The sequence below is a fragment of the Actinophytocola sp. genome, assembly GCF_036002505.1.
Taxonomy (GTDB): domain Bacteria; phylum Actinomycetota; class Actinomycetes; order Mycobacteriales; family Pseudonocardiaceae; genus DASYTH01.
On the sequence record NZ_DASYTH010000023.1, the window covers coordinates 1 to 10,443 of the forward strand.

Below are 10,443 nucleotides of genomic sequence, written 5' to 3' on the forward strand. Positions count from 1 at the left end.
GAAGGCCACCGCCCTGGAGCGTGACGCGCAGCGGCAGCACAACGAGATCCTCGGTCAGGTCCAGGCGGAACGGACCTCGCTGGAGAAGAAGATCGACGAGCTGCGCACGTTCGAACGCGAGTACCGCACCCGGTTGAAGACGTTCCTCGAGTCCAGCCTCCGCGAGCTCGGCGACCGCGGGTCCGCGGCACCATCGGCCGCCTCAGCCTCGGACGGCGGCGGGCGAAGCCAGCAGGGCTACGCCTTCGGCCCGCGCGCCGAAGCCGGCTGACCGAGGAGCCTGGGCGACGTGTGCTCGCGGAACGCGCTCGCTGGAGGCCCTCGTTCAGGTGTCTTCTGGGGGCCAAGCCCCCAGACCCCCGGCCGGCGGGGCTCCGCCCCCCGGACCCCCCGACTCGGGGCTGAATGGCATCGGCCGGAGTGCTGCGGCCGTCGACTGGATTGTTGATGCTGTATCTCGTTCTTGTTTTGGTCATTGCGGCGTTCGCGCTGCTGATCGCCGCCCTCACCACGGCCAACACGGTATGGGCGTGGGTATCCGTCGGCATCAGTGTGGTCGCCGCGGCGCTGCTGGTGTTCGACTGGTTGCGCGGGCGGCAGCGGGTGGCGGCGACGTCGGCGCCCCGGGTTGATGAGCCGGAGGAACCGGACGAGGTTGAGTCGCTGGCGGATCTTGAGCCGGCCGACGAGGTTGAAGTTGCCGAACCGGAACCGGTCTCGGTGGTCGTCGATGACTCCGAGCCGGATGAGGAGGCGACTGACGCCTCGGATCTGCTTGTGGTGTCTGAGTTGTCGGTCGAGGTGCGGGTGGTCGACGAGCATCCGCGCTACCACCTCGATGACTGCGCCTGGCTTGGTGGTCGCGCGACGCTGTCGCTGGCGATCTCGGAGGCGCGGCAGTTGGGGTTCACGCCGTGCGCGCGGTGCGGGCCTGATGCCGTGCTGGCCGCGAAGCACCGGGCCGGCAAGGGGGCCACGCCGTAACCGGGTTGCCGGTACGGGTTACGCTGTGAAACACAGGCACTGATCCGGCCATCACCGGGGAGCCTCCGGGAGAACGGGCGTCAGCCCTAGTAGAACCGGACGGGACGGCCCGTCACAGCCGGCTTCGAGTGGTCGTCGCGTCGGTGCGGCGGCAAGCGGGGTGGTACCGCGGAGCTCTGTTGCTTCGTCCTCGCAACTTTTGGCAGTTGCGATTGGCGAGGAGTACCACTCAGATGTCCTACCCCAAGGCGAGCCACGGTGATGGCACGGTGCCCGCTCAGCCGTCGTTCCCCGCGCTGGAGCGGGCGACGCTGGACTACTGGGCGCGCGACAAGACGTTCCAGGCCACTGTGGATGCTCGTCCCGCGGGGGAGAACGGGTCCAACGAGTTCGTCTTCTACGACGGCCCGCCCTTTGCCAACGGCCTGCCGCACTACGGCCACCTGCTCACCGGGTACGTAAAGGACCTGGTGCCGCGCTACCAGACCATGCGCGGCAAGCACGTCGAGCGCCGGTTCGGCTGGGACACCCACGGGCTGCCCGCCGAGGTGGAGGCGGAGCACCAGCTCGGCATCAAGACCAAGGCCGAGATCGAGGAGATGGGGGTCGCCCAGTTCAACGAGGTGTGCCGCACCTCGGTGCTGCGCTACACCGGCGCGTGGCGCGAGTACGTGACCCGGCAGGCCCGCTGGGTGGACTTCGACAACGACTACAAGACGCTCGACCTGGACTACATGGAAAGCGTCATGTGGGCGTTCAAGTCCTTGTGGGACAAGGGTTTGATCTACGAGGGCTTCCGGGTGCTGTGGTACTGCTGGCGCTGCGAGACGCCGCTGTCCAACACCGAGACCAAGATGGACGACGTCTACCTGGACCGGCAGGACCCGGCCGTGACCGTCGGGCTGCGGCTGGAGACCGGCGAGCTGGCGCTGGTGTGGACGACGACGCCGTGGACGCTGCCGAGCAACCTGGCCATGGCGGTGCATCCGGATGTCCAGTACGTCGTGGTTGAGCACGACGGGGAGCGGTATCTGCTGGCTGAGGCGCGGGTTTCGGCTTATGCGCGGGAGTTGGGGGAGGAGCCGTCCGTCGTTGCCCGGTATCGGGGGAGTGAGTTGGTGGGGCGGCGGTACACGCCGCCGTTCGACTTCTTTGTCGGGACTGCGAACGCGCATCAGGTTCTGTCGGCCGACTACGTGACGACTGATGACGGCACCGGTCTCGTGCACATCGCGCCGGCGTACGGCGAGGAGGACAAGGTCGTCACCGACGCGGCCGGGATCGCGCCGGCCACACCGGTCGACGCGCAGGGCCGGTTCGGGCCGGAGGTACCGCCGTACGAGGGCATGCACGTGTTCGACGCCAACGGGCAGATCATCGCCGACCTCAAGGCGCGCGGGATGGTGCTGCGGCACGAGACCTACGACCACGCCTACCCGCACTGCTGGCGGTGCAACGAGCCGCTGATCCAGCGCGCGGTGTCGTCCTGGTTCGTCGCGGTGACCGAGTTCCGGGACCGGATGGTCGAGCTGAACAAGCAGATCAACTGGGTGCCCGAGCACATCCGGGACGGTCAGTTCGGCAAGTGGCTGGAGAACGCGCGCGACTGGTCGATCTCGCGGAACCGCTTCTGGGGCTCGCCGATCCCGGTCTGGATGTCCGACGACCCGGCCTACCCGCGGACCGACGTCTACGGCTCGCTGGACGAGCTGGAACGTGATTTCGGGGTGCGTCCCACGGATCTGCACCGGCCGTACGTCGACGAGCTGACCCGGCCCAACCCGGACGACCCTACGGGTGCGTCGACCATGCGCCGGGTGCCCGAGGTGCTGGACTGCTGGTTCGAGTCCGGCTCGATGCCGTTCGCCCAGGTGCACTATCCCTTCGAGAACCACGACTGGTTCGAGCACCACTACCCGGGCGACTTCATCGTCGAGTACAACGGCCAGACCCGCGGCTGGTTCTACACCATGCACGTGCTGGCCACGGCGCTGTTCGACCGCCCGGCGTTCCGCAACTGCATCGCGCACGGCATCGTGCTCGGCGACGACGGGCAGAAGATGTCCAAGTCGCGGCAGAACTACCCGGACGTCAACGAGGTGTTCGACCGGGACGGCTCGGACGCCATGCGCTGGTTCCTGATGGCCTCGCCGATCCTGCGCGGCGGCGACCTGGTGGTCACCGAGCGCGGCATCCGCGACGCCGTGCGCCAGGCCGTGCTGCCGTTGTGGAACAGCTGGTACTTCCTTGCCCTGTATGCCAACGCCGAGGGCGTGTCCGGTACCTGGCGGGTCGACTCCACCCACGTGTTGGACCGCTACATCCTGGCCAAGACGCACGACCTGGTCGCCTCGGTGACCGCCCAACTGGACAGTTACGACGTGTCCGGTGCGTGCGCGACCGTGCGCGAGTTCCTCGAGGTGCTCACCAACTGGTACGTGCGGCGCTCGCGCGACCGGTTCTGGGCCGGCGAGCGGGACGCCGTCGACACCCTGCACACCGTGCTCGAGGTCGTCTGCCGGGTGGCCGCCCCGCTGCTCCCGCTGACCGCCGAGTCGGTGTGGCGCGGGCTGACCGGCGAGCGCTCGGTGCACCTCGCCGATTGGCCTGCTGCTGACCTTCTGCCGGCTGACGACGCGCTGGTGGCAGGGATGGACCGGGTGCGCCAGGTGTGCTCGGCCGCGCTGTCGCTGCGCAAGTCCGCCCGCCTCCGGGTGCGGCTTCCACTGGCCCGCCTGGTGGTCGCGGCTTCGGACGCCCCGGTGCTGGAGCCGTTCGTCGCGTTGATCTCTGACGAGGTCAACGTGAAGGCGGTCGAGCTGACCACCGACGTGGCCCGGCACGGCCACTTCGAGCTCGCCGTCAACGCCCGCGCCGCCGGGCCCCGGTTGGGCGGCGACGTGCAGAAGGTGATCCGCGCGGTCAAGGCCGGCGAGTGGGCCACCGAGGACGGCACGGTGTTCGCGGCCGGCATCGAGTTGCTGCCCGGCGAGTACGAGCGCCGGCTGGTGGCGACCGACCGCGGCGCCACCACCGAGCTCCCCGGCGGCTCGGGCCTCGTGGTTCTGGACACCGACGTGACGCCCGAACTGGCCGCCGAGGGCCTCGCCCGCGACCTCGTCCGGGTCGTCCAGCAGGCCCGCCGCGCCGCCGACCTGGACGTGTCGGACCGCATCACCCTCGCCGTCGACGCCCCCGAGGATGTCGTAGCGGCCGCCCGGGTGCATGAGGCCTTCATCGCCGGCGAGACCCTCGCCGACTCGGTCAATTACGGCCCGGTCGGCGAGGGGTTCGAAGGCACGGTCGGCGACGGCGTCACGGTTCGGGTGGAGGTCGTGCGCGCCTGACACAATCGGTCCATGGCGTGGTCGCGTGGGTTGGCCCGGTTCAACAAGAGGGTTACCAACCGGGTGCAGGGGGTGTGGGCGCCGTGGTTGCCGCCGTGGGCGATGATCGTCCACAAGGGACGGAAGTCGGGGCGGGTGTACCGGACGCCGGTGGTGGCGGCGCGGTCGGGGGACCGGTTGTCTGTGGTGTTGTGGTACGGGGAGCGGGCGGACTGGGTGCGGAACGTGCTGGCGGCGGATGGTGCTGAGGTGGTGCGCGCGGGGCGGACCATGACGCTGCACGGGCCACGGGTGGTGGACGCTTCGGACCCCGCGGTGGGGGCGGTGGTCCGGCGGGTGGCGTTGCGCAACCGGGTGCTGGTGGGTGAGCTCGGTGAATGAGCCGGCGTGAGGTTCGCTGTTCGGGTGAAGCCCGGGGCCGCTCGAACCCGGGTGGGCGGCCGATGGCAAGGGGACGCGTTGATCGTCGCGGTCTCCGCGCCTGCCGTCGACGGTCGGGCCAATGAGGCGGTGCGGCGGGCGCTGGCGGAGGCGTTCGGGGTTCGGGCTCGGGATGTTGTGATCGTGCGGGGGGAGCGGAGCCGCGACAAGCTCGTCGAGGTGGACGCCGACCCGGCACGGCTGACCACGCTGCTCGGCTGAATTCGGACATCTCGCGGCTACCTGGGAAGATGATCCCCCTCTGATGACTGAGCGGGAGGCGGGGTTTTGGCCGAGCTGACGATCGCGCTCGGCATCGGCGCGGCGGTGGTCCTGGTGGCCGTGCTCGCGGTACGGGTGTCGGTCCGGCTCGGGCTGCCCTCGCTGCTGCTCTACCTCGCGATCGGCGTGGCCCTTGGCGAGGCCGGGCTCGGGATCCGGTTCGACAACGCGATCCTCACCCAGGTGCTCGGCTTGGCCGCGCTCGTGCTGATCCTGACCGAGGGCGGGCTGACCACGCGGTGGCCGGATGTGCGGCCGGCGTTCTGGCCGGGGCTGGCGCTGGCCACCGTGGGGGTGGCGGTGAGCATCGGGGTGACCGGCACAGCGCTGCACTTCCTGCTGGGCTTCGACTGGCGACTGGCGCTGCTGTGGGGCGCGGTGCTGGCGCCGACGGATGCCGCCGCGGTGTTCAGCGTGCTGCGCGGCCTGGGCCTGCGCCGCAGGCTGGTCGGCGCGCTGGAGTTGGAGTCCGGGCTGAACGACGCGCCGTGCTACATCGCGGTGGTGCTGCTGTCCTCCGGCGCCGCGCTGCACTGGAACCTGCCGCTGGTGGTGCTGTACGAGCTCGCCGCCGGCGGGCTCATCGGGCTCGCCTTCGGCTGGTTCGGCGCGCTGGCGCTGCGCCGGGTCGCGCTGCCGGCCACCGGCCTCTACCCGCTGGCCACGGTCGCGGTGTGCGTGGCCGCGTTCTCCACCGGCCAGCTGGCGCACGCCTCCGGGCTGCTCGCCACCTACGTGGCCGGGCTGGTGCTGGGCAACTCGCGGCTGCCGCACCGCGCGGACACGCTCTCGTTCGCCGAGGGGTTCGGGTGGCTCGCCCAGATCGGGCTGTTCGTGCTGCTCGGCCTGTTCTCCTCGCCGTCGCGGTTGCTCGACGCGCTCGTGCCCGGGGTGATCGCGGCCGCGGTGGTCATCCTGGTCGCCCGGCCGCTGTCCGTGCTGGCCTCGGCGGCACCGTTCCGGGTCCGGTTGGTGGAGCAGGCTTTCATCTCCTGGGCGGGGTTGCGGGGCGCGGTGCCGATCGTGCTGGCGTTGATCCCGCTCGCGCAGGGGGTGCCCGGGGCGCGCCGGTTGGTGGACGCCGTGTTCGTGTTGGTGATCATGCTGACCCTGGTGCAGGGCGGCACGCTGCAGCTGCTGGCCCGGGTGCTGGGCCTGCGCCGCGACGCGGAGTCCGTCGAGCTCGAGGTGGACGCCGCGCCGCTGGACAACCTCGGCGCGGAGCTGCTCCAGGTGCGCATCCCGCCCGGCTCCCGGCTGCACGGCGTGTACCTCGCGGAGTTGCGCCTGCCACCCGGGGCGACGGTGAGCCTCGTTTCCCGGAACGGCAACGGTTTCACGCCCGGTCCGACCACCCGCCTGCAGGAGGGTGACGAGCTGCTCGTGGTCGCCACCCAGCAGGCGCGCACCGCCACCGAGCGGCGGATCCGGGCGGTGGACCGGGCCGGCCGGTACGCGCGGTGGCGCGGGGAGACCGGGAACTAGCCGCCGAACTCGCCGATCATCGAGATCTGGCGGATCTTGTTCATCGCATCCAGCGCCGCCACTTTGTAGGACTCGGCGAGGGTGGGGTAGTTGAACACGGCGTCCACGAGGTAGTCGACGGTGCCGCCGCAGCCCATCACCGCCTGTCCGATGTGGATCAGCTCGGTGGCGCCGGTGCCGAACACGTGCACGCCGAGCAGGGAGCGGTCGTCGGGGGAGACGAGCAGCTTCAGCACGCCGTAGGAGTCGCCGATGATCTGCCCGCGGGCCAGCTCGCGGTAGCGGGAAACCCCGACCTCGAAGGGAATCCGGTCCCGGGTGAGCTCGTCCTCGGTGCGTCCGATGTAGCTGATCTCCGGGATCGTATATATGCCAATGGGTTGCAGCTCGTGCATCTCGTGCACCGATTCGCCGCAGGCGTGGTGTGCGGCCAGGCGGCCCTGCTCCATCGACGTCGCGGCCAGTGCCGGGAAGCCGATCACGTCGCCGACCGCGTAGATCGTCTCGACCTTGGTGCGGAAGTACTCGTCCACCTTGATCCGACCGCGGGCGTCGGCGGAGAGCCCGGCCGCCGGCAGGTCCAGTGCCTCGGTCATGCCCTGCCGCCCGGCCGAGTACATCACCGTGTCGGCCGGGATCTTCTTGCCGCTCTCCAGAATCGTCACCGCACCCTGCGCGTAGCGGTTCACCGCGGCCACGGTCTCGCCGAACCGGAACGTGACGGCCAGGTCGCGCAGGTGGTACTTCAGCGCCTCGACCACCTCGGTGTCGCAGAACTCCAGCATCTTCATCCGCTGCTCGATCACGGTGACCTTGGTCCCCAGCGCGGCGAACATCGACGCGTACTCGATGCCGATCACGCCGGCACCGACCACGATCATCGAGCGGGGCACGCGGTCCAGCCCGAGAATGCCGTCCGAGTCGATGATCGTCTGCCCGTCGAAGTCCACACTGGACGGTCGGGCGGGCACCGTGCCGACCGCGATGACGATCTTGTCCGCGGTCACCACCCGTTCCTGGCCGGAGCCGTCGGACACCTGGACGGTGTGCGCGTCCCGGAACCGGCCGAGCCCCGGCATGATCGACACGTGGTTGCGCGCGAGCTGGCTGCGGATCACGTCGACCTCGCGCCCGACCACGTGGCTGGTCCGCGCCGTCAGGTCGCTGATCGTGATGTCCTCCTTGACCCGGTAGCTCTGCCCGTACAGCTCGCGCTGGCTCATCCCGGTCAAATAGAGCACCGCCTCGCGCAGCGTCTTGGACGGGATCGTGCCGGTGTTGATGCACACGCCGCCGATCATGTTGCGCCGCTCCACCAGGCCGACCTTGCGGCCCAGCTTGGCGGCGGCGATCGCGGCCTTCTGCCCACCCGGGCCGGAGCCCAGCACCAGCACGTCGAAGTCATTCATACGGCTCAGTCTGACCGGCCGGGGTCGGCTACACTAGCCGGCAAGGTCATGAGTGCCAGCGTCAAGCCCCGGCTTGCTGGCCGGCAACCCTCCAACCGCGGTGGGGTGCCCCGGGTGAGGACCTGGCCCTCCGCGGGGTGCGGGTGGGCAAGCGCGGGCCCTCCCCGGGTCCGATGTGGACCTTGGAGGCCACCATGACCCTCGCTCTCAACCTTGCTGTGCCCGCCGTTGCCGGTGCCCGGCTCGACGTGCCGCTCGTGGGCACAGACCTCACAGTGCCGTACGCGAACCTCGACCACGCGGCCAGCGCACCGTGCCTGGAAGCCGTGCAGGATGCGGTCAACGAGCTGATCCCGTGGTACGCCAGCGTGCATCGCGGCGCCGGGTTCGCCTCGCAGGTCTCCACCCGGGTCTACGAGCAGGCCCGGGACGTGCTGCGCCGCTTCGTCGGCGCGCACCGGTCCGACACCGTGATCTTCACCCGGAACACCACGGACGCGCTGAACCTGCTGGCTCGCGCGGTACCGGCGGGCACCTCGGTCGTGCTGTTCGACACCGAGCACCACGCCGCGCTGCTGCCCTGGCGCGGGCCGCACGTCTTTCGTTTGCCGACGCCGCCGAATCCGGGCGACGCCGTGCTGGCGCTCGAGGATGCGCTCCGCTCGTGTCCCGCAGGTCCGCGGCTCGTGGTGGTGACCGGGGCGTCCAACGTGACGGGTGAAGTGTGGCCGGTGGCCCGGTTGGCTGAGGTCGCCCGCCGGCACGGTGCCCGGATCGCTCTCGACGCCGCGCAACTGGCCCCGCATCGGCCTGTCGACATCCAGGCGCTGGACGTCGACTACGTCGCGCTCTCCGGCCACAAGTTGTATGCCCCGTTCGGCGCCGGGGCCCTGATCGGTCGCGCCGACTGGCTCCGTGCCGCCCCGCCGTACCTGATCGGCGGCGGCGCCACTCGCGCCGTCACCTCTCGCGGTGTTTCCTGGTCGGATGGCCCGGAGCGGCACGAGGGCGGTTCGCCCAACGTCGTCGGCGTCCACGCGCTGGCCGTCGCCTGCTCGACCCTGGCCCGGCACTGGGACGCGATCATCACGCACGAGCGGGACTTGCTGGCCCGGCTGCGGTCCGGGTTGGCGTCGGTGCCGGGGTTGCGGTCGCTGAGCCTGTTCGGGCCCGATCATGACCGGGTGGGGGTGGTGAGCTTCACCGTGGACGGTCGCAACGCCGGCCTGCTGGCGGCTGTGCTGTCGGCCGAGCATGGTGTCGGTGTTCGGGACGGGCTGTTCTGCGCACACATCGCGACCCGGCGGTTGCTCGGGTCTGGAGATCGGGCACTGCGGGCGAGTCTGGGGCTTGGTTCGACGGCTGAGCATGTCGACAGGTTGATCGCCGGTTTGCACGATGAGCCGCGGTGGGACTACGCGTTGGTTGATGGGCGGTGGGCTCCGTCGGCCGACTCACGCCCGCTTCCCCCATTCATCGCGAACGCCTGAGTACGCTCAGGTCATGGGCACGACCCCGGCCGAAGCGGTGCGCAGGCTCCGCGGCGCCATGGACAACGGTGAGCTCGACGCGCTCGTCGAGCGCCACAACCTGCGGCTGGTCACGCTCTTCGGCAGCGCCTCCCGCGACGAGCCGACCGCCCACGACGTGGACATCGCTGCGTCGGGCCGCCCTGGAACACACTTCGACATAGTCGATCTGGTTGTTGACCTCATGGCACTCACCGACTCGGATGACGTCGATTTGCTCGACCTCGACCGCGCCGGATCGGTCGCTCGTCAGCACGCCCTGGTCGGTGAACTGCTTTACGAGTCGGAGCCAGGTGTGTACGCCCGTGAGCTGGATCGAGCCAATATGGAGCGAATGGACACGGAGTGGTTTCGGATGTTGAGCCTGAAACTGTTAGTGGAGTCGCTGACATGAGTTCTCGCCAATTCGACCCTGCCATCATACAGTCGAAGCTCAGCTCGATCCGAGATCTGCTCAGTGACCTCGCTCGACCTGATCTGGCTGACGTCGAAGTCTTGCGTAGCGACCGCTATGCAAGACACATTGTGGAGCGAATTCTCACAGCACTCGTGGAATTGGCGGCCTCTGTCAACAGTTATGTTGTCGCTACGAAGCATGGGCAGGCTGCCATTCACCATCGGAACTCGTTCGAGCTGGCTGTGCAGTATGGGCAGGGCCGTTTCAAGATCGTTTAAGCAGCGGCTCAGCACGTGCTATCCAAGGCCGGTGGTGTGCCGGTGGTGCGGGACCTCGGCGATACCTCAGTGTCCATTGTGGAGTGAGTGAGATGAAGGGGGCCTTCGTCACGCTCGGCGTGAGGGAGGCCCCCTTCATCGCACGACTGCCGAGCCACTGGCGTTCCTGGCGTCACCACGGTCCCATCAGCAACAACAACCACTCAGGTGATCTTGAAACAGCCGTGGCAGTATGGGGGCTCTTCGAAGTTAGGCGGGGTTGAGGCATCCGCGTGCTCGTCGGGTGGTAGCGCAGCGGGTGCGTAGTCGTTG

General features: G+C 69.4%; 8 protein-coding genes, 1 pseudogene and 1 riboswitch. Of the genes and pseudogenes, 8 read left to right on the forward strand and 1 reads right to left on the reverse strand.

What is annotated here, in order from left to right:
* The 6 genes and pseudogenes from VGR06_RS01130 to VGR06_RS01155 all read left to right on the forward strand — a co-directional run.
* Nucleotides 1–271: pseudogene (locus VGR06_RS01130) on the forward strand (cell division initiation protein); the annotation flags it as partial.
* A gap of 176 nt (nucleotides 272–447) precedes the next feature.
* Nucleotides 448–984 carry a hypothetical protein gene (locus VGR06_RS01135; protein WP_327557019.1) on the forward strand — a complete coding sequence of 179 codons (537 nt, stop codon included), beginning with the start codon at nucleotides 448–450 and terminating at the stop codon, nucleotides 982–984.
* A gap of 233 nt (nucleotides 985–1,217) precedes the next feature.
* Entirely contained in the window at nucleotides 1,218–4,331 is a 3,114-nt protein-coding gene (ileS, locus tag VGR06_RS01140; RefSeq protein ID WP_327557020.1) for an isoleucine--tRNA ligase, read from the forward strand.
* A gap of 12 nt (nucleotides 4,332–4,343) precedes the next feature.
* Nucleotides 4,344–4,712: a nitroreductase family deazaflavin-dependent oxidoreductase gene (locus VGR06_RS01145; protein ID WP_327557021.1), complete on the forward strand. Its 369-nt coding sequence runs from the start codon at nucleotides 4,344–4,346 to the stop codon at nucleotides 4,710–4,712.
* Nucleotides 4,713–4,718: 6 nt separating this feature from the next.
* The gene (locus tag VGR06_RS01150) at nucleotides 4,719–4,973 is read left to right on the forward strand and encodes a DUF167 domain-containing protein (RefSeq protein WP_327557022.1); all 255 of its coding nucleotides are present in this window, start codon (nucleotides 4,719–4,721) and stop codon (nucleotides 4,971–4,973) included.
* A 66-nt stretch (nucleotides 4,974–5,039) separates the two neighbouring features.
* A complete protein-coding gene (locus tag VGR06_RS01155; RefSeq protein ID WP_327557023.1) occupies nucleotides 5,040–6,518 on the forward strand; it encodes a potassium/proton antiporter in 1,479 nt (492 codons plus the stop codon).
* Here the strand turns inward: VGR06_RS01155 and sthA are convergent.
* Complete coding sequence (sthA, locus tag VGR06_RS01160; RefSeq protein WP_327557024.1) at nucleotides 6,515–7,927, reverse strand: Si-specific NAD(P)(+) transhydrogenase; 1,413 nt, start codon at nucleotides 7,925–7,927, stop codon at nucleotides 6,515–6,517. The two genes, VGR06_RS01155 and sthA, sit on opposite strands and share 4 nt — an antisense overlap.
* A 44-nt stretch (nucleotides 7,928–7,971) precedes the next feature.
* Nucleotides 7,972–8,087, forward strand: a riboswitch (SAM riboswitch).
* Nucleotides 8,088–8,121: 34 nt separating this feature from the next.
* Between sthA and VGR06_RS01165 the strand changes: the two genes are divergently transcribed.
* Both VGR06_RS01165 and VGR06_RS01170 read left to right on the forward strand, forming a co-directional pair.
* Entirely contained in the window at nucleotides 8,122–9,417 is a 1,296-nt protein-coding gene (locus VGR06_RS01165; RefSeq protein ID WP_327557025.1) for an aminotransferase class V-fold PLP-dependent enzyme, read from the forward strand.
* 13 nt (nucleotides 9,418–9,430) lie between these two features.
* The gene (locus tag VGR06_RS01170; protein WP_327557026.1) at nucleotides 9,431–9,850 is read left to right on the forward strand and encodes a hypothetical protein; all 420 of its coding nucleotides are present in this window, start codon (nucleotides 9,431–9,433) and stop codon (nucleotides 9,848–9,850) included.
* The last annotated feature ends 593 nt before the right edge of the window (nucleotides 9,851–10,443 follow it).

Bases quoted from the DNA above. Each gene is read 5' to 3' on its own strand.
- VGR06_RS01170 (WP_327557026.1), top strand. From the start codon at position 9,431: ATGGGCACGACCCCGGCCGAAGCGGTGCGCAGGCTCCGCGGCGCCATG.
- VGR06_RS01165 (WP_327557025.1), top strand. From the start codon at position 8,122: ATGACCCTCGCTCTCAACCTTGCTGTGCCCGCCGTTGCCGGTGCCCGG.
- VGR06_RS01135 (WP_327557019.1), top strand. From the start codon at position 448: ATGCTGTATCTCGTTCTTGTTTTGGTCATTGCGGCGTTCGCGCTGCTG.
- ileS (WP_327557020.1), top strand. From the start codon at position 1,218: ATGTCCTACCCCAAGGCGAGCCACGGTGATGGCACGGTGCCCGCTCAG.
- VGR06_RS01145 (WP_327557021.1), top strand. From the start codon at position 4,344: ATGGCGTGGTCGCGTGGGTTGGCCCGGTTCAACAAGAGGGTTACCAAC.
- sthA (WP_327557024.1), bottom strand. From the start codon at position 7,927: ATGAATGACTTCGACGTGCTGGTGCTGGGCTCCGGCCCGGGTGGGCAG.